Source organism: Halopseudomonas oceani, from assembly GCF_002903165.1.
Taxonomy (GTDB): Bacteria; Pseudomonadota; Gammaproteobacteria; order Pseudomonadales; family Pseudomonadaceae; genus Halopseudomonas; species Halopseudomonas oceani.
In genome coordinates, this window is record NZ_PPSK01000009.1 from 16,079 (window position 1) to 42,195 (window position 26,117).

Annotated in this window: 21 protein-coding genes; 5 read left to right on the forward strand and 16 right to left on the reverse strand. The window is 61.5% G+C overall.

Going from position 1 to position 26,117, the window contains the following annotated elements; genetic code table 11:
* Nucleotides 1–9 precede the first annotated feature (9 nt).
* From dacB to C1949_RS10550, 4 genes are all read right to left on the reverse strand, one after another.
* On the reverse strand, nt 10–1,488 hold the full coding sequence (gene dacB / locus C1949_RS10535) for a D-alanyl-D-alanine carboxypeptidase/D-alanyl-D-alanine endopeptidase (RefSeq protein WP_104738447.1): 1,479 nt from the start codon (nt 1,486–1,488) through the stop codon (nt 10–12).
* Between the two features lie 121 nt (nt 1,489–1,609).
* Nucleotides 1,610–2,746 (reverse strand): cache domain-containing protein, encoded by a 1,137-nt coding sequence (locus tag C1949_RS10540; protein ID WP_170063057.1) that lies wholly within the window; start codon nt 2,744–2,746, stop codon nt 1,610–1,612.
* A 47-nt stretch (nt 2,747–2,793) separates the two neighbouring features.
* Nucleotides 2,794–3,594 carry a TatD family hydrolase gene (locus C1949_RS10545; RefSeq protein WP_104738449.1) on the reverse strand — a complete coding sequence of 267 codons (801 nt, stop codon included), beginning with the start codon at nt 3,592–3,594 and terminating at the stop codon, nt 2,794–2,796.
* A gap of 14 nt (nt 3,595–3,608) precedes the next feature.
* Nucleotides 3,609–5,312 (reverse strand): DEAD/DEAH box helicase, encoded by a 1,704-nt coding sequence (locus C1949_RS10550; protein WP_104738450.1) that lies wholly within the window; start codon nt 5,310–5,312, stop codon nt 3,609–3,611.
* 143 nt (nt 5,313–5,455) lie between these two features.
* Here C1949_RS10550 and C1949_RS10555 point away from each other — a divergent pair, with 143 nt between their 5' ends.
* The 3 genes from C1949_RS10555 to greB all read left to right on the forward strand — a co-directional run bounded on the left by C1949_RS10555 (nt 5,456) and on the right by greB (nt 8,862).
* A complete protein-coding gene (locus tag C1949_RS10555) occupies nt 5,456–6,421 on the forward strand; it encodes a glutathione S-transferase family protein (protein WP_104738451.1) in 966 nt (321 codons plus the stop codon).
* Nucleotides 6,422–6,423: 2 nt separating this feature from the next.
* The gene (locus C1949_RS10560) at nt 6,424–8,292 is read left to right on the forward strand and encodes a cation:proton antiporter (protein ID WP_229744422.1); all 1,869 of its coding nucleotides are present in this window, start codon (nt 6,424–6,426) and stop codon (nt 8,290–8,292) included.
* Between the two features lie 93 nt (nt 8,293–8,385).
* The gene (gene greB / locus C1949_RS10565; protein WP_104738452.1) at nt 8,386–8,862 is read left to right on the forward strand and encodes a transcription elongation factor GreB; all 477 of its coding nucleotides are present in this window, start codon (nt 8,386–8,388) and stop codon (nt 8,860–8,862) included.
* 15 nt (nt 8,863–8,877) lie between these two features.
* Here the strand turns inward: greB and C1949_RS10570 are convergent, their stop codons facing one another.
* The 12 genes from C1949_RS10570 to C1949_RS10625 all read right to left on the reverse strand — a co-directional run bounded on the left by C1949_RS10570 (nt 8,878) and on the right by C1949_RS10625 (nt 25,118).
* A complete protein-coding gene (locus C1949_RS10570; protein WP_104738558.1) occupies nt 8,878–9,993 on the reverse strand; it encodes an ABC transporter permease in 1,116 nt (371 codons plus the stop codon).
* Between the two features lie 4 nt (nt 9,994–9,997).
* Nucleotides 9,998–12,724, reverse strand: a complete 2,727-nt coding sequence (rbbA, locus tag C1949_RS10575; RefSeq protein WP_104738453.1) for a ribosome-associated ATPase/putative transporter RbbA — start codon at nt 12,722–12,724, stop codon at nt 9,998–10,000.
* A gap of 2 nt (nt 12,725–12,726) precedes the next feature.
* Nucleotides 12,727–13,800: an HlyD family secretion protein gene (locus C1949_RS10580; protein WP_104738454.1), complete on the reverse strand. Its 1,074-nt coding sequence runs from the start codon at nt 13,798–13,800 to the stop codon at nt 12,727–12,729.
* A 170-nt stretch (nt 13,801–13,970) separates the two neighbouring features.
* Nucleotides 13,971–15,038, reverse strand: coding sequence for an AAA family ATPase (locus C1949_RS10585; protein ID WP_104738455.1), 1,068 nt, complete (start codon nt 15,036–15,038; stop codon nt 13,971–13,973).
* Nucleotides 15,011–15,595, reverse strand: a complete 585-nt coding sequence (pnuC, locus tag C1949_RS10590) for a nicotinamide riboside transporter PnuC (RefSeq protein ID WP_104738456.1) — start codon at nt 15,593–15,595, stop codon at nt 15,011–15,013. The genes C1949_RS10585 and pnuC overlap by 28 nt, the downstream gene beginning before the upstream one ends.
* Nucleotides 15,592–16,935: a phenylacetate--CoA ligase family protein gene (locus tag C1949_RS10595; protein ID WP_104738457.1), complete on the reverse strand. Its 1,344-nt coding sequence runs from the start codon at nt 16,933–16,935 to the stop codon at nt 15,592–15,594. Before C1949_RS10595 ends, pnuC begins: the two co-directional genes overlap by 4 nt.
* Nucleotides 16,932–17,501 carry a hypothetical protein gene (locus tag C1949_RS10600; RefSeq protein WP_104738458.1) on the reverse strand — a complete coding sequence of 190 codons (570 nt, stop codon included), beginning with the start codon at nt 17,499–17,501 and terminating at the stop codon, nt 16,932–16,934. Before C1949_RS10600 ends, C1949_RS10595 begins: the two co-directional genes overlap by 4 nt.
* Nucleotides 17,498–19,270 (reverse strand): hypothetical protein, encoded by a 1,773-nt coding sequence (locus C1949_RS10605; protein WP_104738459.1) that lies wholly within the window; start codon nt 19,268–19,270, stop codon nt 17,498–17,500. The genes C1949_RS10600 and C1949_RS10605 overlap by 4 nt, the downstream gene beginning before the upstream one ends.
* Nucleotides 19,267–20,199 (reverse strand): hypothetical protein, encoded by a 933-nt coding sequence (locus C1949_RS10610; RefSeq protein WP_104738460.1) that lies wholly within the window; start codon nt 20,197–20,199, stop codon nt 19,267–19,269. The genes C1949_RS10605 and C1949_RS10610 overlap by 4 nt, the downstream gene beginning before the upstream one ends.
* A gap of 1 nt (nt 20,200) precedes the next feature.
* Nucleotides 20,201–21,790: an AAA family ATPase gene (locus C1949_RS10615; protein ID WP_104738461.1), complete on the reverse strand. Its 1,590-nt coding sequence runs from the start codon at nt 21,788–21,790 to the stop codon at nt 20,201–20,203.
* Nucleotides 21,791–21,924: 134 nt separating this feature from the next.
* Nucleotides 21,925–24,441, reverse strand: a complete 2,517-nt coding sequence (locus C1949_RS10620; protein ID WP_104738462.1) for an ABC transporter permease — start codon at nt 24,439–24,441, stop codon at nt 21,925–21,927.
* Nucleotides 24,438–25,118, reverse strand: a complete 681-nt coding sequence (locus C1949_RS10625) for an ABC transporter ATP-binding protein (RefSeq protein WP_104738463.1) — start codon at nt 25,116–25,118, stop codon at nt 24,438–24,440. Before C1949_RS10625 ends, C1949_RS10620 begins: the two co-directional genes overlap by 4 nt.
* Before the next feature lie 23 nt (nt 25,119–25,141).
* On the opposite strand from C1949_RS10625, the gene C1949_RS10630 reads away from it, so the two are divergent.
* Nucleotides 25,142–25,771 (forward strand): arylesterase, encoded by a 630-nt coding sequence (locus C1949_RS10630; protein WP_373289810.1) that lies wholly within the window; start codon nt 25,142–25,144, stop codon nt 25,769–25,771.
* Between the two features lie 14 nt (nt 25,772–25,785).
* Nucleotides 25,786–26,106: a hypothetical protein gene (locus tag C1949_RS10635; RefSeq protein WP_146040312.1), complete on the forward strand. Its 321-nt coding sequence runs from the start codon at nt 25,786–25,788 to the stop codon at nt 26,104–26,106.
* Nucleotides 26,107–26,117: the final 11 nt, after the last annotated feature.

Consider the following 26,117-nt stretch of genomic DNA (forward strand, 5'->3'; position numbering starts at 1 on the left):
GGTGACTCATCAATGACCGCTGGCGCTGGCGATGTCTGTCGGTGCGCGGCGATAGACGTCTTGCAGCACCAGATCAAGCGCCTGTCCGCTACCGCCGGCAGCGGCATGGTTGACGATGGCGGCGACGGCCCAGCTTTGGCCGTTGGCGTCTCGGGTGATCCCGGCAATCGCCTTGACGTTGCGCAGTGAGCCCGTCTTGATGTGAGCCTGGCCGGCAACTGGCGTATTGCGCAGGCGACGACGCATGGTTCCGTCCATGGCCGCCAGCGGCATGGAGGCGATAAACTCGGCGCTGTACGGGCTTTGCCAGGCCTGAGCCAGCAGTTGTGCCATGTCGCGCGCGGTCAGGCGTTCCATACGGGATAGCCCCGATCCATTTTCCAGCACCAGCGTATTGGCGCGAATACCCTTATTGTTGAGCCACTCGTCGATGACGCGGACGGCAGCTTTGTGATCGTCACGATCCGTGGCAATACGGTTTTCCCGGCCGATAGTGAGGAACAACTGTCGGGCCATGGTGTTGTTGCTCCACTTGTTGATATCCCGCACTACTTCAACCAGGTCCGGAGAGGTGCTGCGTGAGACCAGGCGGGCACTGCGCGGAGCCCGGCCAATCTGATTGTCGCCGCGAATAGTGCCGCCCATTTCCGCCCACAGCGTGCGCAGGGTGCTGGCGGTGTAAGTGGTCGCGGTCAGCGCGGTCAGGTAACGCTGCGCCATGCAGCCCTCATGCAGGTTACCTGTGAGGGTAACAACAGCTTCGTGGCCGCTGTCCTGAATGTTGTACTCAACGTCCGGCGCCGGGCAACTGCGAGTGGGGGCGGGCAGCAGGGCGATCTGGTTGACTACCTTGACTTCAGGCAGCGCCGGCTCGAGATTGATACGCACGCCACCTTCTTCAGCAAAGCTGCTCAGTACGAACACCTTGAGGTTGGTCAACAGCGGATCTGGTTCAACCAGAAACGGACGGTTCTGGTTGCCGCTGTCATCAATGAACGGCGGAATGTCGGCGGGGAAACGCATGTCGGCCGGCTGCAGCACCAGGTTGCCATTGATATGGCGAATGCCTGCGGCCTTAAGGTCGCGCAGCATCAGCCACATGCGCTCGAGTGTCAGCTTGGGGTCGCCGCCGCTGCGGAAGATCAGGTCACCTTGCAGAGTGCCGTCAACAACGTCACCGTCAGCGAATAGATCGGTATTCCAGTGATAGGTCGGACCAAGGATTTCCAGCGCAGCGTAGGTTGTCACCAGCTTCATAGTGGAAGCGGGGTTGACTGGCTGATCGGCGTTGACGAACTGGGCCATGCCCTGGTTTTCCAGCGGGATAACAGCCAGAGACAGTGCGTCGGCGGGAATCTTGGCAGCTTGCAGGGCGCTGTTGACGCGGCCTGGCAGGGTGCCGCTGTCTGCTGCCTGCAGCGGCAGGCTGGCCAGCAGGCTGATCGTCGGGACCAGACAGAGCAGGGTGCGTGCGAAAAGATTGGACATGGTATCCAGCTCCGTAGCCTTTGGATTGCTGACAGCAGAACCGCGTGTTCGTCAGTCCCCGTATTCTTGCATCATCACTTAAATAACGATTTGCGCCAAGGGGTTAAAGTAATTTGTTAGATCAACGGTCACGATTGCGTGGATCCAGCAGTACCCGCCACAGCACCCAGCTTAGTGGTAACAGCAACGCGCTGATGCCCAGCGAGAGCCAGAATCCGAGTGTGCGTAACCGATAGGCCTCCGACAGTAACTCTGTTTCCGGCACCAGCACCGCCAGGTAGACGTCGGGTGTGCCCATGATGTCGATGCGCTGCTGCTGAATGACCCAGCGCTGCCCCTCCAGCGTCTTGATCGTCTGGCGTTCTCTGGTGTAACCGTCAAGAGCGAGGGTTGCCAGCAAGGTACTGCCGAGTTCGTTGAAGTGTCTTGGTTCCAGGTAGCTACTGCCCTGGGTGGTGTGCTGCAGACGATGGGGATCCTGATAGGCGACCACGACGCCGTCCGAGGTGTAGAGAACCAGCTCTGAAGAGGGAGTCATTCGCTGTTGGCGAAGGGTTTCCGAGAGGCGGTCAAGGGTGAGGTCGGCGCCGAACACGGCGATGCTCCCGCTGGCCCGGGCAAGGGTAGTGCCAAATTCTCGGGTGGAGAAAAACAGATAGGGGGTGGTAATCATGCGCTGATCAGCCTTGCTGGCCGCAGCATACCAGGGGCGTTGACGCGGATCGTAGCCTTCGTCAGCTGCCAGGCGAGCCTCGACGATTTTCAGGTTCTCATCCAAAAACAGATAGCTGTTGTGCCGGTTGTCCTCTTCGTCGATATCGATGTGCCAGGCCATCCAGCGTGCCCGCTGTGGCGCACTGAAACGCTGTTGGTTGATGCGGCTACCCAGTGGCCGCAGCATAAGGTAATCACCGTCGTGCCAGCCCGCATAGACAGAGTTGAGTTGCGGGTTGTCGGTCAGAACCTGGGCGAGCATGGGCAGGTAGTCCATGCGCTGGGAGAGGCTGTCGGTATTGACCAGTTTACTGAGCGCGAGCAGGTTCAGCGCCTGCATCGGCGGATGGTAGACATTCTCCAGTTCTCGGGTGACCTGCTGCACGATGCGCTGGAAGATGGCGTTGCCATCGGCGTGCATCAGACGATTGAGTTGCTGGTAGTGAAACAGACTGAGCGTGATACCGAGCAGCAGCAGCGGCAGCATGCCCAGCAAGGGTGCGAGAAGAAATCGCCCGGTGGCCGTCCGTTTCGTTTCAGGCATGCTAGTCCCTGGCTGCATTTCCGTTGCTATGGTGCAGCAAATATAGACTATCGGTTCGGTATTGGAAGCTGAAAGAGGCGGCGAGCGTTATCGCAGGTATGTTGGCTCAGGTGGGAAATCGATTGCTGGCGACAGTCAGCCACCATGCGTGCGACTTCCGGCAGGAAGGCCGGCTCGTTGCGGCGATTTTTCGGCTTGGGTGACAGCGTACGCGGCAATAGCCAGGGTGCATCCGTTTCCAGTAACAGGCGATTGTCAGGAATGTCCTTCACCAGGCCCTGGAGGTCAGTGCCCCGGCGTTCGTCACAGATCCAGCCGGTAATGCCGACGTAGAGGTCCATATCCAGATAGGCATAGAGGGCTTTCCTGTCTGCGGTAAAACAGTGCACCACGGCACCGCTAAGACGGTCGCGGAAGTCACGCAGGACAGCGATCAGGGTATCGCTTGCGTCGCGCTCATGGAGAAATACCGGCAGACCGGTGTCGGCGGCTGCTGCAAGTTGCTCTTCGAGTGCGCTCAGCTGAGCGGAGCGGGGGGAGAAATCGCGGTTGTAGTCCAGGCCGCATTCGCCAATGGCACGAACGGCGGGCTGGTTGCTTAGCTCACGTAGCTGACGGCTGCTGTCAGCGGTCCAATGACGGGCCTCGTGCGGGTGCACGCCAGCAGTGGTAAAGAGGTGTTCGGGGTGGTCCGCGCATAGAGCAAGCAACTGTTCTGCCTGCTCCAGCGAGGTCATGGTCAGCAACTGCTGGCTGACACCGGCCTGACGGGCCCGCTCTAGTACCGCGTCGCGGTCACTATTGAAGGCTTTGTCCGTCAGATTGACGCCGATGTCGACCCATTCCATCTGCAGTGCGTTCCTCAGGCCTTGCGCGGGCCCTTCGGCTTGCCTGCGTATTCGCGGCGCGGCGGCTTGCCACGGGGCGCGCGGTCACGTGGCGGCAGCTCGCCTTCCGGCAGCGGCCAGGCCTTGATCTGCAAGGTTACGCCGTTGATTTCGGCGCCAGCCAGACGGTTGATTACCGCCTGATCCAGCGTCGGCAGGAAGACACCAGTGTGTTCGTTGAACAGTTTGATGTGACCAATCTGTTGGCGTTGCAGGCCACCAACCTTGACCAGCACGTCGACCAGCGGTTTGGGCATCAGGCCGGTCTTGCGACCACCTTGCACCTTGTAACGGGTCAGGCCGCTGTCGCGATCGAACTCGCGCTCACGGCGCGGCGGTGCGCTGGGCAGGTCCGCCACCGGTTCCAGCAAGGTCTTGGCGCTCGGCAGCAAGGTCAGCAGGGCGGCAGCCAGTTCGGTTGCGTCCAGGCTGGTGAGTTCCTGCAGGTCGCTGACCAGTTGCTGGTGCAACGAAGTGGCCTGTTCACGGGCGTCGTTCAGGCGCGATGCCAGCTTGTTCAGACGGCCGCTGCGCACGGCGTCGGCGGTCGGCAGTGCCTGCGGCTCGATCTTCTGGCCGGTAGCGCGCTCCAGTACGTGCAGCAGACGACGCTCGCGCGGGGTAGCGAACAGGATCGCAGTACCCTGGCGACCGGCGCGGCCGGTACGACCGATGCGGTGTACGTAGCTTTCGCTGTCGTGCGGCAGGTCGTAGTTCAGTACGTGAGTAATTCGCTCAACGTCCAGGCCACGGGCGGCAACGTCGGTCGCAACCACGATGTCCAGCAAGCCACGCTTGAGGCGGTCAACGACCTGCTCGCGCAGTTGCTGGGTTAGGTCACCATTCAGCGCGGCGGCAGCAAAGCCGCGGGCTTCAAGACGTTCCGCCAGTTCGAGGCTGGCAGTCTTGGTGCGTACGAAGACGATCATGGCTTCGACTGGCTCGACTTCGAGCAGGCGGGTCATGGCGTCCAGCTTGTGGTGGTTGGAGACTTCCCAGACTTTCTGGGTGATGGTCTCGAGACTGCTGCTCGCGCCGCTGTGCAAGCGGATCTCAGCAGGCTCTTTCATATGATTGCGCGCTACGTTGCGCACGCCCGGCGGCATGGTCGCGGAGAACAACGCCTTCTGGGTGGTATCCGGCACTTCTTCAAAGACGGCTTCAAGGTCGTCGGCGAAGCCCATCTTGAGCATTTCGTCAGCTTCATCGAGCGCCAGATAACGCAGGTCTTGCAGCTTGAGGCTGCCGCGGCGCAGGTGGTCGGTGAGACGGCCTGGCGTCGCCACGACGACGTGAGCGCCGCGCTCAAGCGCCTTGAACTGGGGGGCAAACGCCGAACCGCCATAGAGGGCAAGAACGGTAAAGCCGCGCATGTTCTGGGCGTAGCGCTGGAATGCTTCGGCAACCTGGAGCGCAAGCTCGCGGGTCGGGGTCAGGATCAGTGCCTGAGTTGCGCGCAGGCTGACGTCAATGCCAGCCAGTACAGGCAGCGCGAAGGCTGCGGTCTTGCCAGTGCCGGTCTGCGCCAGACCGAGCAGGTCTTTGCCAGCCAGAAGCGTGGGGATAGCTTCCGCCTGGATTGGGGAGGGGGTTTCGTAGCCGAGGCTGTTGAGGGCCTCGAGGAGATGAGCAGGCAGGCCGAGATCGGCAAATTGCCGGGCCGGAGCGGTATCGGACATACGGGAAGTGAACCTTAGGGAAGAGATAGCCGCGTATTATACGTGTTTTATGGGCAAAATACCTCTGCCTTTTGTCTGACCTGTTCAGCGGTAGCACAAAGTGTCAGGCTTAGAGGCCAAGTGACAGGATCAAGGAGCAGGGCATGGGACGTCTGATTGACGGCCAATGGGTCGATCAGTGGTATGACACCAGCAGTACGGGTGGCGCCTTCAAGCGTGAGGATGCCGGGTTTCGTGATTGGATTGAGCCAGGTGCGCGCTTTGCGCCAGCGTCCGGGCGTTACCATCTGTATGTCTCGCTGGCCTGTCCCTGGGCTCATCGCACGCTGATCATGCGTCACCTCAAGGGGCTGGAGTCGCATATTGGCGTCACGGTCGTGCACCCGCACATGCTTGATCAGGGCTGGCAGTTTGCCGAGCCCGAGCCGCTGTACGGTTATCGTTGCATGCACCAGCTGTATACCCATACCCGCCCGGACTACACCGGCAGAGTCACCGTGCCGGTGCTATGGGATCGACAGGAAGAGACGATCGTCAACAACGAGTCGGCCGAGATCATCCGCATTTTCAACAGCGCGTTTGATGACGTGACTGGCAATCGTGATGACTATTATCCGAGCGCGTTGCAGAACGAAATCGAGTGGATCAACGAGCGCGTCTACAGTGATATTAATAACGGGGTTTACAAGGCCGGGTTTGCTACCGAGCAGGATGTCTACGAGCAGGCCTGTCGCGAACTCTTTGCCGCTCTGGACTGGGTGGAGGTGTTGCTCGGTGAGCGCCGCTATCTGGCTGGTAGCGAGCTGACCTTGGCTGATTGGCGTTTGTTCACCACGCTGGTGCGCTTTGATCCGGTCTACCACGGGCACTTCAAGTGCAACCTGCAGCGTATCGAAGATTATCCGAATTTGCTCGGTTACCTGCGCGAACTTTACCAGTGGCCGGGTATTGCCGACACCGTCGACTTCGAGCACATCAAGCAACATTACTATTACAGTCACTCCAGCATCAATCCGAATCGGATCGTTGCGCTGGGCATGGGGCCAGACCTGCATGTACCGCATCAACGTGACCGCAAGGTGTACGCAACAGAGCAGCAGGAAAGCTAAACGTGACAGACATTCAACATCTGATTACCCCGGCACTAACGTTTTCGGGGGTTGCCCTGGTTAGCCTTGTCTGCCAGCTCAGTGCCTGGCGTTTGCGCCTGCCTGCGATTTTGTTTCTGCTGCTTGCCGGTATTCTGCTGGGACCGGTCGTCGGTGTGCTGTCGCCCGATGAGTTTCTTGGTGACCTGCTGTTTCCGCTGGTATCGCTCTGTGTCGCGCTGATCCTGTTCGAAGGCAGCCTGACGCTCAAGTTCGACCAGTTGAAGGAAACCGGTAGTGTGGTAAGGCGGCTGGTGACAGTCGGTGCGCTGGTTACCTGGGGGGTGATCAGTGTTGCCTGTTACTGGCTGATCGGCCTGGAGCCCGGCCTGTCGGCGTTGTTCGGCGCATTGGTTGTGGTAACCGGCCCTACAGTCATTGTTCCGATGCTGCGGACGCTGCGTGCGACCCAGCGCATTTCACGGGTGTTGCGCTGGGAGGGTATTTTGATCGACCCGATCGGCGCCTTGCTGGCGGTGCTGGTTTACGAGTGGATTGCGGCGCAGAGCGCCGGTGACAGCGGCTTTATCGCCGGCTTGCTGATATTTGCCAAGGTGGTCTGCTACGGCACCATCGCCGGTGTTGCCGGTGGAGCATTGATGGCAACCGCCATGCGGCGACACTGGATTCCTGAATACCTCGAAGTCCTGGCCTCGCTGACCGTGGTGCTGGTGACCTTTACCCTAGCCAACGAACTGGCGCATGAGTCCGGCCTGCTGGCGGTGACGGTCATGGGAATCTGGCTGGCGAATGCCCGTGGTGTCGATATTGAAGAGATTCTGGTGTTCAAGGAACACCTGTCGGTGCTGCTCATCTCTGGCCTGTTCATCCTGCTGGCGGCGCGACTGGATCTGGGCGCGCTGTTGGCGCTTGGCTGGCCAGCGCTGGCGTTGCTGCTGGTGATCCAGTTTGTCGCCAGACCGCTGGCAGTCTGGATCAGCAGCCTGGGTAGCGAGCTGAACTGGCGTGAGCGGGCACTGATTGCCTGGATCGGGCCACGGGGTATCGTCGCCGCGGCGGTATCGGCACTGTTTGCGCTGCGTCTGGAGCAGGCCGGTTATGAAAATGCCGCGCTGGTAAGTGCGCTGACCTTTGCCGTCATCATTGGTACTGTTGTCTTTCAGAGTGCGACGGCGCGAACCGTTGCCCGATTGTTGCGAGTAACCGAGCCCGAGCGCCGTGGTGTTCTGATTATTGGGGCCAACGCGGTTGCCCGTGCACTTGGGGAAGTTTTGCAGAAGCTGGATGTCCCGCTGCTGATGGTAGATACCCATTGGGAGTCAATCAGTCAGGCCCGGATGAAAGGCTTGCGCACTGTGCGCGGCAACCCGTTGTCGGCCCAGGTGGACAGCAGCCTCGATCTGACCGGGTTGGGCACCTTGCTTACGATCACGCCGGAGCGCGAGCGCAATGCATTGCTCAATCAGCATTTTCAGCGTGACTTTGTCGCACACCGCATTTTCACCGTACGTAACGAACGTAGCGGTGCCAACGAGCGTTTGCAAATATCAGCCAAGCACGAGGGCGCACCGCTTGGCCCGGATGGCATGACGTTCAGCAAGCTGTCGAGCCTGATCAGTCAAGGGGCGCGCTTCAAGGCCACGACGCTGACCGAGGGCTTCAGTTACGCCCAATGGCGGGAAGAAGCGGGCAAGGGGCGTACGCCATTGCTGGCCCTGACGCCTGAGCGGCGGTTGCGGGTCTTCTCGCCGGAGCAGACGATTGAGCCGGAGGCCGACTGGACGCTGATCTACCTGGAGACAGCCACGGAAAACGGCAAGGCAAGCCGTGAGTCCGAGGGCGCTGAAAACAGCCCACAGACGGCGCAGTGAATGTCGACAGCGTCAGGGCGTTAAGTCGACAATGCCGTCTTTGCACCGCCGGACCATCAGGTCCGGTGGCTTCGGTACTTTTCGGATAGCGCTATGGATACCAACGTCATCACCCCGGAAGGGCACGCTGCGCTCAAGCAGGAGCTGGATCAGCTCTGGCGGCAGGAGCGCCCAGAGGTCACCAGACTGGTTCAATGGGCGGCCAGTCTTGGTGACCGCTCGGAGAACGCCGATTACCAGTACAACAAGAAGCGCCTGCGAGAAATTGATCGGCGGGTACGCTTCCTTCGCAACCGCCTTGATAAGCTCCGCGTCGTCGAGTACAGCCCGGTTCAGGAAGGTCGGGCATTCTTTGGCGCCTGGGTGGCGCTGGTCGATGAAGACGGGCGGGAGCTGCTGTTTCGTATTGTCGGCCCTGACGAAATATACGGTCGCAAGGACTACGTTTCGGTCAATGCGCCTATTGTTCGAGCCTGTCTGGGCAAGGCGGTGGGCGACGAAGTTATCGTGCGCACACCCGAGTCGGTGAAAAGCTGGGACATCGAATCCATTCGTTATCACATCGACTGATGCGTTGTTTGGTTACTACTGCAGAGTGCTGCGCAGGCGTCGCAGGGCAGCGCAAAAGAACACGGCACCAATGGCCGTCAATGCCAGTAGCTTAGGCCAAACGATTTCGAGGCCCGCGCCGCGCAGCAGGACACTCTGGGCCAGTTCGACGAAGTGTGTGGTTGGTGCCAGCGACATGATCAGTTGTACCGGGACCGGCATGCTTTCGCGTGGCGTTACAGCCCCGGACAGAATCTCCAGCGGGATCAGAACCAGCATGATCAGCAGCCCAAGCTGTGGCATCGAGCGGGCAACCGTGCCGAGGAAAATCCCCATTGAGGTAGTGGCAAACAGGTGCAGTGCTGTGCCAGCCAGAAACAGGGCCATCGCGCCTTGAATGGGCACCTGTAGCCAGCCTTCGACGATGAATTGCAACGCAAGTGCCGATGCTGTCAGCACCACCAAGCCCATTGCCCACACTTTGGCCAGCATGATCTCCAACGGCGTAACCGGCATCACCAGCAAGTGCTCGATGGTGCCGTGCTCGCGTTCGCGTATCAGCGCCGCGCCGGTCAGGATGATCGACAGCATGGTGATCTGGTTGATGACCTCGGTGATGGCACCGAACCAGCTGGCATCAAGATTGGGGTTGTAGGCTACACGCACCACCGCTTCGACCGGCTGGCTGGCGGTGCCCTGATAGCGCTGTGCGAAGGCGGTTGCTTCCCGCTGGATGATTTGCTGAATATGACCGGCACCGCTGAACGCCTGACTTACCTGAGTCGCATCCACATTCAGCTGGATGGATGGTTGCTCGCCTGCGAGCAGGTCGCGCTGGAAGTCGGGTGGAATGTTCAGCGTAAAGGTGTACAGGCCACCGTCCATGCCCTGATCCATCTGACGGTGGTCGATCAGCGTCGGGGGCAGAAAGTAGGGCAGCTGGAACGCGTCAATCAGCCGGGCAGAAACCTGTGAGCGGTCTTCATCGACGACCGCAATGGTCGCCCGATTCGGGGTTTCCGGCATGGCGGTGGCAGAGGAGTAGATGCTCAGGCTGAAGGCATAGATGATCAGCAGCACCAGCGCAGGGTCGCGTGCCAGGCTGCGCAGCTCCTTGATGCCGAGCTGAAGAATGTTGCCGAGAGATCGCATCATGTCATTTCTCCTGCTTTCTCAGGCCCGCGATACTGGCAAGCGTCAGTACCGGGATGGACACCAGCAGCGGGATGAAATAACTGTGCAGATCCGCAAACCCCAGCGCCTTTGAAAAGACGCCGCGGGTGATGATCAGAAAGTGCGTCGTCGGGTAGAGCTGGCCGATCAATGCACCGGCCCCCTCCATGGCTGATACCGGGTGCAACATCCCGGAAAACTGGATGGCCGGAATCAGGGTTGCGATCGCCGTGCCGAAAATGGCCGCAATCTGGCTCTTCAGCAGTGACGATACCAGCAGGCCGAGACCGGTTGCGCAGATGAGATAGAGCAGTCCGCCGAGCAGCAGGGTGGCGAGGCTGCCCTTGATAGGAACGTCAAAGGCAAATACGGCTAGCAGCAGCAGGGCGATGAAGTTGACGAAGCCCAGTGCAACGTAGGGCAATTGCTTGCCGAGCAGGAACTCGAGCTTGCTCACCGGTGTGACGTAGAAGTTGGTGATTGAGCCAAGCTCCTTCTCGCGAACTACCGCCAGAGCCGTCAACATCGCCGGGATCATCATCAACAGAATTGGAATGACCGCAGGAACCATGGCCGGCAAACTTTCCACATCGGGGTTGTAGCGGTAGCGCGTTTCGACGTTGACCAGGCTGGTCCTGTAGGTAGTTGGCTGATGGGCAGCGAGCGTCAGCAGGTAGTTCAGATGAATGCCTTGGGCGTAACCGCGGAGGGTATCTGCGCGCATCGGCATGGCGCCATCAATCCAGTAGGCAACCTGAGGGTTGTCGCCGCGCAGCAGATCACGACCAAAGCCCGGCGGGATCTCCAATGCCAGGCTAATGTCGCCCGCGCGCATGCGCTCATCCAGCTCGGCATGGCTGTGCAGCGGCGGTTTTTCGATAAAGTAACGTGAGCCGGATAGCTCCAGCGCATAGTTCTGGCTGTAGGTCGTCTGGTCTCGATCCAGCACGGCAAAGGTCAGGTTCTCCACGTCCATGTTGATGCCGTAACCCATGATGATCATCAGAAACACGCTGCCTGCCAGCGCCAGCATGCCCCGTACCGGGTCACGGCGCAGTTCCATGGTTTCGCGCCGGGTGTAACTGAGCAGCCGGCGAAGGCTGAAGCGAGGTCCTTTTGCAGGCTCTTCGCTTGCGCCCGGTGGTGTTAGCCTGACGGCCGCAGGTGCGCTCTCGTCCGGCCCGCTGGCCTCGCGCAGCCAGTCGATGAAGGCTTCTTCCAGTGAGTCCTTGCCGCGCTGCTTGCGCAGCTCCTCGGGCGCGCCGCTGACCAGTACCTTCCCCGCGTGCATCAGCGACATGCGGTCGCAACGTTCAGCTTCGTTCATGAAGTGGGTGGATATGAAAATGGTCACACCATCTTCGCGCGACAGCTTGGCCAGCAGCGCCCAGAACATGTCGCGGGCAACCGGATCGACACCGGAGGTCGGTTCGTCGAGGATCAGAATCTCTGGTTTGTGGATGACTGCGACCGCCAGTGACAGTCGTTGGCGGACTCCAAGCGGGAGGTCCATTGGCAAGCTGTCGGCGACGTCGTGCAGATTGAACTGATCCAGTAGCTCATGCACGCGCAGCGGCCCTTGTTCCGCTGAGAGGTGATACAGCTTGGCGTGCAGCACCAGGTTTTGACGTACGGTCAACTCACTGTACAGCGAGAATGCCTGCGACATGTAGCCAACGCGCATGCGCACCGAGATGTCATTGGGGTCGACCGGTTTGCCGAGTACTGACGCCTCACCTTCACTGAACGGTAGCAGGCCGGTGAGCATTTTCATCGTCGTCGACTTGCCACACCCGTTGGAGCCGAGAAAGCCAAATATTTCGCCCCGTTCGATACGGAAGTTGACCTTGTCGACCGCCACGAAATCGCCAAAGCGGCGGGTCAGGTTGTGGGCCTCGATGGCGATGCCGGTCTGCTGGGTCCGCGGCGGGATGATCAGTTGCTGGTGCTGGCGGCGCTTTTCCTCCGGAAGCAGGGCGACGAAAGCCTGCTCAAGGCTGCTGGACCCGGTCTGTTTCAGGATTTCCTGCGGTGTGCCGGTCGCAAGTACTTTGCCGGCGTCCATGGCTACCAACCAGTCGAAGTTTTGCGCTTCGTCCATGTAGGCGCTGGCGATCAGCACGCTCATCTGCGGCCGCGCAGCACGGATTCGGCGAATAAGGTCCCAGAACTGGCTGCGAGACAGCGGGTCGACGCCCGTAGTCGGTTCGTCGAGGATCAACAGGTCGGGGTCGTGAATCAGCGCACAGCACAGTCCGAGCTTCTGCTTCATGCCGCCAGATAGCTTGCCGGCCGGGCGGTCAATAAAGCGACTCATGCCGGTGCTGGCGAGCAGCTCGCTGATCCGGGCCTTGCGCTCCTGCCTGTCCTGGTTGAACAGGCGGCCAAAGAACTCGAGGTTCTCCGATACGCTTAGGGTCGGGTAGAGGTTCTTGCCAAGCCCTTGTGGCATGAAGGCGATGCGCGGACATACTCGCCGCCTATGCCCTGCGCTGCGCATGTCTCCGTCCAGCACCTGCAACTTTCCCTGTTGCAGGCGGCGAGCGCCTGCAACCAGTGACAGCAGACTGGACTTGCCGACACCATCGGGGCCGATCAGGCCGACCATGCAGCCGGCGGGCAAATCGAGGGTGAGCGAATCCAGTGCGGCTACCGTGCCGTACCTCAGGTTGATGCCTTCCAGTCGAGCGACTGGGGCGCGCGTGTCCATGCTCAGTTTCCGACGTTGACTTCAAGGTCCGCCGGCCAGTCGGCGTCTGCGTCCAGTTTCAACCAGGCTACACCGGGCAGCCCGGTCTTGACCTGCTCTATGTGCTGCTCAAGCAGCTTGGGATCAATACGGGCACGGATACGGAACATCATCTTTTCCCGTTCCCGCTCGGTTTCTACCGACTTGGGTGTGAACTGCGCAACGCTGGCGACATAGCTGACAGTAGCGGGAATGACGTATTGCGGTGCGGCGTCGATGATGATGTGGGCGTCGGAGCCCATGGCCACACGTCCAGCCAGTCGCTCCGGCAGGAAGAAGGTCATGTAGACATCAGTAAGGTCAACCAGGTTTAGCACCCGGCCGCCGGCGCCCAGCACCTCACCCGGCTCAACCGTACGGAATTGGACCCGCGCGTGACGGTCTGCGGTCAGGCTGCTGTCTTTGATGTCGGCGGCAATACGGTCTACCGCTGCGCGGGCGGCATCTAGCGCGGACTCGGCGCCAATGACCTGCGAGCGTGCGGCAGCAATGCCGGCCTCGGCAGACTGAATCTGGGCACGGGCCGACGCCACTGCTGCCTGAGTGCTCTCGAGCGCGGCGAGCGCGTCGTCGAGTTGCTGGCGCGACATGGCATTGCGCTGAACCAGTACCTTGATCCGTTCATAGCGTTTTTGCGCGGCATTCAATTCCGCCTGGCGTTGCGACAGCAGTGCCTCTGCCGTGGCGCGCTCGCTCTCACGCTGGCTGACCAGAGCCTGAGCAGTTTGGATGGCGTTTTCGGCTTGGCGCGACTGGGCCTGCGCCTGCTGCAGTTGAGCCTGCAGGGTGCTGGTGTCCATCTCTGCCAGCAGTTCACCGGCGTTAACAAAGTCGCCTTCATCTACCAGAATCCGGGCAACGCGCCCACCAAGCTTGGTTGCAACGTTGATTTCGGTCGCTTCGATGCGGCCGTTTCCGCTGGCAAAGCCATCACCGTACCCGGAAGGTTTGAGTTCCAGCCAGGCAATGACAGCAATGGCGGCAAGGGCGGCTACGGCCAGTAGGCCACGGACGAGGTTGCGGGGAGGTTTCTGCACGACGATTCCTTATCCTGTATGCAGGCAGATCGCGGATGATCGCTGCTACGAGGTCCATTCTATATGATACCGGGCATAGGGTGTTGATACCGGTCAATACGCTCCGGCGCGGCCCTCAGTTCGGGTCAAACTAGCGCGATCGGCTGCCGGTGTTCAAGTCTTCGATCTCTCTAGGACGGCGTTTTTCGGTCTGTTTTGTTGTTTTCCCTTGGTGGGTCCGATGGCGTCATGGCCGCGAGCCGCGCCCGTCGTTGCTTTATGGAGCCCTGCAGCCTCATCGGCCTGAGTTGCCTGCTGGCCAGTTCTGACGCGTACAGCGCTTGCTGTTGTTGGCGAAATGTCTCCGGGCTGCGGGTGCCGTCCTGCACCATCGGAAAATCGGCCGAACATAGCCAGAGTTGGTGATAGGGGCGCTCGGCGAGGGCGATCAGCTCATCCGGGGGCGGCTCGGGGAATAGCAACCGGTGATAGATCAGCGTGGTCAACGGCGTGGTATCGCAGACGACCGCAGGTTGGCCGTCGTTTAGCGCGAGGGCAACGGCCTGATCTTCAAGTTCGACCTGGGTGCGGGCGATGTGCAGCAGATCATCCGATGTCAGTACGCCGTCGCAGTCTTGCCAGTGCTGGCGGCCAAATTCAGCGACCCAGCGCCAGCCCCTGTGCTGCGCCAGCCACTGCCCGAGGCTGGTCTTGCCGGTCGACTCGGCGCCAATCAGGGCGATCCGTTGACAGCGCTGGGCTGCCAGTACGTCTGCTGTCTGCCAGTTGGCGTCGGGTGCGGCGCGCAGGGTTGAGCCACTGATCGGGTAGCGCTGGCGTTCGCGATCCACCAGCACCGAATCAACCGGTCGCTGCCAATGCGCGGCGAGGTAGTCGGCGAACCCTTGCCCATAGTCTTCGCTGCTGAACACCGCGTTGACCGGTTCGCCGAGGGTGCGGTCGATCAGCTCGGCGCAGAATTGGCGCTGCGGCAGGTCACTGGCGTCATTGTCGGGCATTGCCAGCCCGAGCCGGCAGGCCTGCGCGGCATCGAGCACCACGCACTGATGCTGCGGCCAGCCGTCATTGAGCCATTGTTGGCGCAGGGCGCTGGTGCAGCCAGCAAATTCCGGACGCGAGTAACTCAGGAGCAGTACCTGCTCGCAAGCCGCTGTTGCGGTGTCGATCAGGTATCGATGACCGCTGTGCAGTGGCGAAAACTTGCCGACGACTAGGCCGGTTCGGTAGGGCTTTGACATGCTTTGCTCAGTTCTTGGTGCCAGCGCCAGAGCCCGTAACAGGCATTGATCCAGAAACCGACGTAAACCAGCGAGGTCAGCATCAGCTCACGGGAAGCGTACAGCGGCACGGCAATGGTGTTGACGATCAGCCAGAACCACCAGGTTTCAACCCGACGCTTCATCAGCAACAGCTGCGCGGTCACGCTGAAGGTCAATACGGCAGAGTCGACGAAGGGGGCGTAGGCATCGGTATGCAGGTGCAGCAGCGCACCATAGGCCAGCAGGGTCGCGACGGCCGCCAGCAGGTACAGGGCCAATTGCGGCCACGAGCTTCTGCTGATGGCTTCGGCGCTGGCGCCGCGCTGCCACTGCCGCCAGCCGATTATGCTGGTGCAGATGTAAAAGAGCATCAAGGTCGCGTCCGCATACAGCTGGACCTGAAAGAACAGGATGGCAAACAGCACGCAGCCGACGATACCCAGTGTCCAGGTGTGTCGGTGGTTGCGAGCAGCGAGGAATACGCTGATCAGAAAGAAGGCATTCGCGCTGTATTCCAGCAGAGTAAGGCTGCTCATCCGTCGTGGGCTCCGGGGTAATCGCTGGTGTATTGAATGAGTTTGTCGGCATCGAGCGGAAAGGGGGCGAAGCGAATGTCGCAGTCGATACCAAAGGTGTCGAGCAGAGCCTGGCGCAGGGCCGGCTCGTCGGTGTGACCGCGCAGGCGCACTATCAGCGAGCCGTCGGCCTGTTGATGCAGTTGATACTGGGCCAGCTCGAACGGCTGCATCAGGTGCGTGATGTCGACATTGTTGAGCCAACGGCCGGCGGCATGGAAGCGCACTGGCGGGCGGCCATCGAGCTGTTGCAGGTAGCGGTGGCCCTCAGCGCTTTCATACAGGCAGGCGTAATCGCCGGTGCGATAGCGCAGCAGCGGCAGGCACGGGTTGAAGCCGCCGGTCAGGGTGATTTCGCCGCGCTCGCCGGCGGCGACGGGACGCCCCTGGCGGTTGAGCAGCTCGACCTTGAGTGTGTTTTGGATCAGCCGCAGACCGTGGCCGCTGCCGTCATCGGCGGCTATCGGTCCGGCCTCGTTCATCGAATACAGATTGATGACCGGGCACTCAAAGCGACTGGTCAGCCGGTCCTTCAGGCCCTGCAGCAATGTCATGGAGGTTGACAGGATGGCTGCGGGGCGGTGGGCGAACTCGATGTTCAGCAGAGTGCTCAGGCTGCGCGGGTCCCCGGTCATCAGCAGCGGTTTGACTTGATCCAGATAGCGCCCGCGGGCCTCAGCGCTCGGCCAGTCGGCAGGGTTCATGTTCAGCTTCAGCAGCACCTTGTCGTCCCAATAGGGCAAGACCGATGCGTAGGTGAAGCAACGCTGCTGATCGCCGACCAGCATCACGCCGGTGTCGCCGGGCAAGCTCTGCAGGTCGATCCCGTGCCAGCCGACAATCCGTTCGTGAAAGCAGTGGTAACGCGCCGCTACCAGCGGTAGGGAAGGCACGCGCAGCGGGTGCCCGGTGGTGCCGCTGGTTTCAAACACGATCAGCTGTCGCGGGTCGATGTCGTCTGGTACAAACGTTGCGATCTCGCAGCTCAGATCCTGGCGGGATGTGCAGGGTAGCGCTTCGAGCGGTTGGTGCCACGGATAGTCGCGATAGCGCGGTACCTGACGGCGACAGCGATCAAGAAAGGCGGCCAGCCAGTTTGCTTCCGGGTGCTGCAGTGCTCGTTTGTCGGCGGCCAGCTGTGACAGCGCAACGGCGTCCAGATGGTGTCCGCTGCGACCGCTCAAAGACGGCGCAGCAGGGTGTTGCAAGCAGCGCTGCAGCCGTTCTGCGGCGCGCACGCTCAAGTTTGGCAGTCGCCGGGTATCGAGCCAGGGGGCGAGGTCTGTAGTCTGACTGGTCATTCGCGGGTGTACTTGTCTGCCGCTTCGCGTGCGCGCTTTTCTGCCAGTGCCTTGCGAATGGCTTCGGCGCGCTCTTCGGCGGCTCTGGAGGCTGCCACGACCCGTGCCCGTTCGCTGGAGCTGACCATCAGCAAGCGATCCTGCGCCTGCTGGTCGGTTTCGTTCTGTGGTTTCAGGCGCAGGCCGTTGAGGGTCAGGCGGATAAGTTCTTCACGCTGGTCTTCGTCATCCAGGTTGGGATGCGTGGTATCCATCAGTTGGTTACTTGACGCCAGCAGGCTGATGATTTCATCGGCGTACAGCGTCAGCTCGCAAAAGGCATCATCTGCCAGCAACCAGACCATCAGCAACAGCGTGTCCGCTCGGTCGTGACCCTCGGGGTCGTCCCACAGGGGCAGTGAGTAAATCGGCAGCAGCGTTGCCGTTGTGACTGCGGGTTCCAGCCGTACGAGCAGATCGTTCAGTAGGGCGATGAGGCTCTGTCCGGCGGGTGCCTGGCCAGCGGGGTAGGCCAGCAAGCGCTGGTGCAGGTAGTGCATGGACGGGCCGGACTGCAGATTGCTCATGGGCGGGCCGCTCGCTGCGAGGTGGATTCACTGGCCTGATAGTATTGTCGGGCAAAGTGCCGGGCGAAGCTGAGCATGGGCTCAAGCCCGTTGACGCGATGGACCTGCCAGCCTTGATCCCTGCCCAGTCGCATCTTCTCATAGGCATCCTGCAGCCAGGCGTGCCCGGTCTGGCTGTCCAGCTCCATCGGCAGGTCGAGCACCCAGTGACCCGCACCGCCGCAGTGACGCAGCGTACGTGCACTGATCTCGGCACCCGCGGTGCCGCGCTCATCCTCGGAGAACATGGAACTGACGCCATCGTCTGACAGCACCACAACCTGTGTCGGCGTTTGGCGTGGCTGATCGTAGGTTTCGCGCAGCAGCTTCAGCGGGAAGCTGGTCGAGCCTCCAAAGAAGCCGGTCAGAACGCGCAGCGCGCCGGCCTCATCGCGAATGAAACCATCGGTGCTCAGACACTGGCGCGGCCCGCTCCACAGCGTGACCTGCACCTGGGCGCCGGCGCGCAGTGCTGATATGCAGAGCAATACACCGGCCAGTGCCGGATAGGACAGTTGATACTGCGGATTGGGCATGGAACCGGAGCTGTCCACGTACAGGTCCAGATCGCAGACCTGCTGTCGTGGTTGTTCGCTAGTGTCGACGCTGTACACCGCCTTGTGGGTGGTGACGCCGGGGATGGGATCCGCGCCGGCCAGCAGGGTTGCAAACCAGTCGAGTTCGCCGGGGTCGTCACCCGGTTCCCAGAGCGCCGTGCCTTCACGCTCGGGTTCGCTGGGGGCAGGTGTTGATTTGGCAGGAAACGGCAGCAGGTAGGGGCGTACGGCGTCGCGGTAATAGTTGACCGTGGCATCGTGCCGGGAGATATCGACGCCGGCGGCGCGCAGCACTTCATAGTATTCCTGTGGCTCCAGCGACTGCCCGGGGGAGCGCTTGGCTGCGACCGCATTGCAAGCGCTGTCGGTTACGGGTGCGCCCGGCGTCTGCTCGCTCAACTCTGGGTCTTGGCTAGGATGCAGCACGTCGATGGCCGGTAGCGATGGCACACTGGTGCCGGTGTGACCGTTGCCGGCGTCAGCGGTGTCGGCCAGCACACCGAAGGCGTCATTTGCCGCTTGTTCGTCATCCTGCAGGTAGCGCAACAGCAGGGTGGCGAAACGGCTGGCGCCGGTCAGCCAGTCCTTGCCGTAGACCTTGATAATGCGACTACCCAGCCAGGCGTCGCCTTCCTCTGAGTTGCCGAGTGGGGCAGAAGTCAGGGTTTCTGCTGGCAACTGCCACAGGCGTTCGTAAATGCGCATATACAGCTGCCATAGCGGTGTGGCGCTGGCCGGTTTGAGGCGCAGGTAGATGGCCTCCATCTGACACGGGGTATGCCGCTGCAGGTGGTGATTGATCAGCAGATCGGTATACAGGTTGGCGACCAGGGGGGCGAGTTGCTCGCTGCCGGGCAGTGACTGGCGGATGACGGCCAATAGCTGCAGGTGTTGCGTCATGTTGGCAGGGGCATAAACGTGGTGGCCGATCTCATGTGCCAGTACTTCCAGTGCGTAGTCGTCCAGCCTGCGCTCGGTGATTTCCTGCAGGTTCACCATCACCCGCTGTGAGGTGAGGCGAATGGCGGCAAAGCTCTCGGTCAGGCCCGCGGCTTCGGCCGCTTCGACATCGAACAGCCACAGGGGCTCTTGCAGCTGCAGATGGTCGCTCCAGAGCAGCAGAGCTTGCTGCCATTGTGCCTGCCAATGGGCCAGTTGCGGATCGGCGCTCATGAGTGGTCCCTGGTTTTCGGGATGATCATCAGGCGATAGCTGTTGTGAAAGCTGACGACCCACTCGTGGCGGCGCTCCAGACACTGTCGTACCTGATCGTAGCTGCGCCAGGGCGTGCCCAGTGCGGCCGGGAGCTGCAGCAGGTCCTGCGTTGGCACTGGCGTTGCCTGCTCCGGCGAGTGCGGCAGCAATTTATGCCCCCAGGTATCGACGTGCAGTTGCCAGCAGTCGTCGCCGGCCTGGATCAGGGTGTGCCCGCCGGCCATCAGCAACACCGGTAACTCACTGAATTCGCCGCCCAGCCAGGTTGCCGCGCCTAAGGCAACCGGTTCGGTTTGCCAGCCACGTTCTGGGCCTCGCCACCAGGGATGGGCAAAGTGCTCCGGCGCGCCCAGTTGCAATTGCGCCACCAGCGCAGGTTGACGGCTGAGGGCGGCGACCGCTGCCGTGCGAAACTCGGGCAGCCCGGCCATCCAGCCGAGTATCAGCAGATAATCTGGGGCGGCGGCCGGGGTAGGGCGGCAGCATTGCCATTGGCTCAGCAGGTTACTGCGCTGCGCTGCTGTCGGCAGATGCGACAACGTATTGAGCAGTTGCACCAGCAGCTGCGGCGCATCCGCCGGATAGGGCGCTAGCCACTGCGGCAGCACGCGGGTAAACAGGGCAAGGGTCAGGTCGCGCTGCTGTGCTGCCAGCCAGCCCCGTTGCACCAGCGTCAGCCCTGCCTGGTAGGTTACTTCTGTGAGCCCTGCCTTGTTCACTGAGGGCCAATGGTCCAAGGCTGCCATCAGTGGGTCGAGCGCGTCGAGCAGAAAGCCGCTGAAGCAGCGGGCGAACTCGGCCTGGTCGCCCTGACGAGCCAGGCGATAGCTCTGGTTGAGCGTGTCAGCCTGTTTTAACAGATACTGTGCGAGCCATTCGGAGCGCATGTCAGCCCTGAGTCGTCAGCCAGCGCAGGTAGTTGCTGTAGCGCTGGTGCAGGTATTTCAGCGTCATGGCGTCGTCGTGTACTGCGCCGGACAACTTGTTGCCGCTGGCCAGTTGTTGCAGCGTGCGCTCGATGCGTTGCAGGCGCTTGCGACAGTCCTTGAGCGAAAGCCCTTCCAACCCTTCATCCAGCTCAGCCTTGAGCGCGGCGACATCGTCGCTCCGGTGGCGACCCTGGCGTTCGAACTCACGACAGCTGAGCTGGAACAAATGACGCAGCCAGCCGATCTTGTCGCTGAGGAAAGCGGCATTCTCCGGCTGTTGAAAGAACGGCGCATCTTCGTCGGCAAATAGGTGCGAGTGCAGCACGAAAGGCAGCACCTGAGTCAGGTCGTTCAACTCGACCTCGCGGTTGCCGCGAAAATACGCCATCGCCTTGGCGAAGACGATCAATGACATCAGGCTGCGAACCGAAAGGCCGTTGCGGGTCTGGCAGCCCAGATCGGCAAGCCGATCGCGACCGTTCTCGAGCATGGCCAACTGGTGACGGGCAACGCCAGCCAGGCGCGAGGTGTCCTTGCTCTTGTATTCGAACTGTTGCCCGGAATACTCGCTGAACTCAAATTGGCTGGCGAAAAACTCCAGCCGCTGGCGCAGGTCCGCCGGCAGGGTAACCGCGCGGATGTCTGTCTCCATTTGCGCCATCTCGGCCTCGCTGAACTGCAGCACCTCTGGCAAACAGTCCGCCGGGTCGACCCCTTCCTCGATACGTATCAGCAGTTCATCCAGAAAACGTGGGTTGAACGGCAGCGCTTGCACCACCACGTCGATCCGGTCTTTCAAGGCTTCGATAACCGGGTAGGTACCGCCGCCCTGGTCATCGTTGGCGGTCAGGTACCAGGCCGCCGGCGGGCACTCGTGAATCTGGTTGAACATCTCGGCGTAGTTGTCGCCCATTACCGTAAGCAGCGCGCTTTGGGTGCGCGTCGGGATGCGGTTGTACTCGTCAACGATCTTTACACGCATGTCCAGCCAGCTGCGCCAACTGATGCGAATGTCCGACTGCTGATCCGCTTTCATGATGTCCATCGGCATCGGGTTGCCGAGCAGGTCGGCAACTGTCATCTGTGGATGGCCGTGCTGCATCGCGCGGCGTACCTGCTTGGGGCTGTACCCCGCGAGCAGACCCATGAGGAGTGCGGAGGCGGTCTTGCCGCGACCGGGGCCGCCGATGAACAGGCACTTGCGACGGGCGGCAAAGGTCAGAATCGGCAGCAGGATAAAGCTGGAGTAGCTCTGGTCGGTCGGCAGATAAAGTGGTGTTTGGCTGTCACCGAAGTGGATGGGCTGCGGCGGCGAGAGGTTGTACTCAACGTCGTAGTGCGGGCTGATCACTGCGTGGTTGACGATCCAGAAGTAGGCCTGGCGCAGCTTTTCGGCCAACTCGAGCGCGGGTACAGTACCTGACTGCTCGGGGTCACCGAATGGTCCGTTGACCAGCGCAGCTACATCGAAGCTGGCGCTGGACGACGCCTGACTGACAGGGCGGGTAGGGGACGCCGAGATACGCGAAAACGGATTGAATCCTTTCATGGGGGAGCCGGTTCTGACTGCGAAACAGAGCGGCAGTATGCCAGAGATGGCCGCTGCCGGGGTTGATCTAATGCGGGTTTTGGCAACCGAACCGCGCTGCGGTTGATCGGCTCCGTTGCCAGGTCCGGCTTCCGCTAACTACTGCGGTTAATCAGGCGCATTGGACTCTGTTGCAGCACCGCGCGGGTGCCCCATACGCCGGCGCAGCCGATCAGCACGGCTGCGCTGGCCGGGGTTGCCAACCAGAACAGCAGGTGCGGAGCCCAATCCAGATTCAGCGCAAAGCGATACAGCGCCCAGGTCGCCAGTTCGGCGGCAATGACCGCAAGCAGGCCGGCGAGTAGGCCCAGGAGTAGAAACTCCATCCAACTGGCACGGCGCAGCAGGGAGCGCCCGGCGCCGAGTGTCCGCAGCAGCGCGCCCTGATGCAGGCGCTCATCCAGTGTGGCCTGCAGTGCAGCGAACAGCACCGTCAGGCCAGCCAGCAAGACAAACAGCAGCACATACTCGACAGCGAGGGTAACCTGTTTGAGTATGCCGCGGATTTGCTCCAGCAGCGGCTCGACCTCAAGCAGGGTCATGGCCGGGAACTGTCGGTTCAACTGACGCAGCTGGTCGCGCTGTGCTGCGGGCAGGTAAAAACTGGTCAGCAGCGTGGCGGGCAGCCCAGCCAGATCGCCGGGCGCGAAAATCATGTAGAAGTTGGGCGTAAAGTTGTCCCACTCCACGGTGCGGATACTGCTGACCTGGGCTGACAGCTCACGGCCCTCGATCACAAAACCCAGCGTGTCGCCGAGCTTTACGCCAAGACTGTCGGCAAGCTCTGCTTCTATCGAAACCCGAGCACTGCCGGATTGTTCTGTGGCGCTCCACCAGCGGCCTTCACGCAGCGCGTTATCTGCCGGTAAGTGGGCAGACCAGGTCAGACTGAGGTCGCGGTTGACGGCTCGGGTGCCGCGATCCCGGTTGCGGTTTTCCTTGCTGACGTCGGCGCGCACTGGCTCGTTGTTGATGCTGACGAGCCGGCCTGGGGTCACCGGATACAGTGGTGCGCTGCGCGCACCGATCTGCGCAAGTGCTTCATTGAAGGTGTCCTGTTCGGACGGCAGGATGTTCAGGACAAAGTGATTGGGGGCGTCCTCCGGCAGCTGGCTTTGCCAGGAACTGAGCAGCTCGGTACGTAGAATCAGCACTACCAGCATGCACATGAAGATCAGTCCGAACGACAGGATCTGGGTCGCGGCAGCGGCGGGGCGCTTGAGCAGCTCGCCGTTGCCGAGCCGCCAGGCAAGTCCCGCGTCGCGCAGGCGCCCGGCCACGGCCCGCAATAGCAGCCAAGCTAGACAGCCAAGCAGCAATGCGGCGACTGCGCCACCAAACAGCATCGCCAGGGTGATACGCAAGTCGCCGGTAAACTGCCACATCAGCAGGCTGAGTACGCCTAGCGCTAGCCCGTAGATAAGCCAGCTGCTGCCCGGCATCGGCTCAAGATCACGGCGCAGTACTCGCAGCGGGGCTACGCGCCCGAGCCGCAGCAAGGGTGGCAGGGCAAAGCCGAGCAGCGCGCTGAAACCGGTTGCGGCACCGACTGCCAGCGGCAGCAGTCCTGCGTCGGGCAGCGTTGGCGGCAGCAGGTCGCTGAGCAGGAGCAGCAGCCCCCATTGCACCAGCAGGCCAAGGGCGATGCCGGCGACCGTTGCCAGCACTCCGATGTAAAGCAGCTGCAGAGTAAATAGCATCAGTACCTGCCGGCGCTGCAGCCCCATGCAGCGCAGTAGCGCGCTGGTATCAAAATGGCGTACGGCAAACCGACCGGATGACAGCGCAACTGCGACGCCGGCGAGAATGATCGCGGCGATGCTGGCCAGGCCGAGAAACTGATTGGCCCGCGATAGTGCATTGCCGACCTGCCGGTTACCGTCGTCGACGCCGGTCAGGCGCTGGTTGACCTCCAGAATCGGCTCGATCCACTCGCGGTAGGTTTTCAATGCGGCTCGCTCGCCGCTGAGCAGCAGGCGATAGCTCACTCGGCTTCCGGGTTGCACGATGCCCGTGGCGTCGAGATCCTCAAGGTTCATCAATACCCGCGGTGTCAGGCTGTAGAAGTCGCTGGCGCGGTCGGGCTCGTGGGTTAGCAGCGCGCTGACCCGCAGATTGGCGTAGCCGACCTCAAGGGTGTCACCGATCTGGATATCTAACTGGTTCAGCAGGCGTGGCTCAATCCAGATTTCGCCTTGTGGCGGAATTTCGCTGGTACGGCGTTCCTCGGCAAAGGCGGCAGCGCTGATGCGCAGTTCTCCACGCAGCGGGTAGGCGCTGTCGACCGCCTTCACGCTGGACAGCTGCATCTGAGTGTCGCTGGCCATGACGCTGGAAAACTCGACTTGCCTGCTCAACTGCAGGCCTCGCGCCTTAGCGTGCTCCTCATAGCTGGCAGGCAGGGGGCTGCGTGATGACACCACCAGATCTGCACCGAGAAACTCAGCGGCGCGGTCCGTCATGCTGTGCTCGAGTCGCTGGGTGAACAGGCTGATGGCGGTGCTGATGGTCACGGCGATCAGCAGGGCGCTGAGCAGTACGCCAAGCTCCCCTGCACGCCATTCGCGACGGAGCAGCCGCCAGGCGAGCAACGGCAGGTTGGCGCGGCTCACGCGTTTTCATCCTGCAGGCGGCCCGCTTGCATCTGCACCGCGCGCTGACAGCGGGCAGCCAGACGAGCATCGTGGGTTACCAGCACCAGAGTGGTGCCGCGTTCACGGTTGAGGGTAAACAGCAGGTCGCTGATCCGTTCGCCCGTTGCGGCGTCGAGGTTACCGGTGGGTTCGTCGGCGAACAGGATGCTGGGTTCACTGGCGAAGGCGCGCGCGATGGCGACGCGTTGCTGCTCGCCACCCGATAGCTGTTGCGGGTAATGCTGGCGTCTGGCTTCCAGCCCTACCCGTTGTAACAGCTCGCCAGCTCGCTCGCGAGCATCTGCCCGGCCATGCAGTTCCAGCGGGAGCATGACATTCTCAAGTGCGGTCAGGCTGTCCAGCAACTGAAAGGACTGGAAGACGAATCCAACCTCACGGCCGCGCAGGCTGGCACGCTGGTCTTCGTTCAGGGCGCTTAGGTTCTCACCGGCGAGGATAACGTCGCCGCTGCTCGGCAGGTCCAGGCCGGCCAGCAGGCTGAGCAAGGTTGACTTGCCTGAGCCGGAGGCACCGACAATGGCCAGACTGCTGCCCCGTTCGATGGCGATGGAAACGTCGTCCAGTATCTGTAGCGGCGCTTCCGAGCTGGTCACGACTTTGCTAAGGTGGCGGGCGATTACAACGGTGTCTGACATGGTATACGGGCCTGATGAATGTCTTGAGAAACTGGCTGGGAGCGATGCTGCTGTGTTCGCTCTCTGTTCCCGCGGCAGCACAGGGGATCCTGATCGTCGGTGATAGTATCAGCGCCGCTTTCGGTCTGGAAATCAGCGATGGCTGGGCTGCACTGCTGGAGCAGCGGCTTGAGGCCGAGAATCGCCCGCTGGAGGTGCGGAACGCATCGGTGAGCGGGGACACGACTGCAGGTGGTCTGGCCCGTCTGCCATCGCTGCTAGCGCAGTATTCTCCCGAGCTGGTGGTGATCGAGTTGGGTGGCAATGATGGCCTACGCGGCCTGCCACCAGATAATATGCAACAGAATCTTACTGCCATGGTCGAACGCTCGCGTGCGGCTGGGGCTGACGTCATACTGCTGGGTATGCGTATTCCACCGAATTACGGTGTTCGTTATACCCGAGCCTTTGAACAGGTCTTTCGAACGGTCGCTGAGCAGCAGGGCGTGGCATTGATGCCATTTGTGCTGGAAGGGGTGGCTGGGCGCAGTGAATTGATGCAGGCCGATGGCATTCATCCGAACGCGCAAGGACAGCCAGATATTCTCGAGAATGTCTGGCCGGTAATACGTGAATGGGTTCTGGCGCAGCCACAGGCTGCGACAAATGATTAAGGTGGAGCCCTGAATTGAGTGTGTCCTGGATGGCCAGACGCTGGTGTCTGGTGGAACAGGATGAGCAGCGGGATCTGTTTGTTGAAGATCCCTGGCATGTTCACCTGGTTGATATAAATCTGCGCCTCGACGTACCGAGAGAGCGCACGCTGTGTGGAGATTTGCTGCCGTCGTCGCCGATATATCGAGAGCTGACGCGCAAGGACCTGCGCTCGCTCTGCCCGGCTTGCATGGATCTCGCAGAGCAGGCCAGGAGCGCCGGCCGGAGGCCAGCCACTGCACGCAGCGCCAGTGGTCAGACTGCGATGCAGCAGTTTGATTTGATCATGAGCTGAGTGGGAGCTGA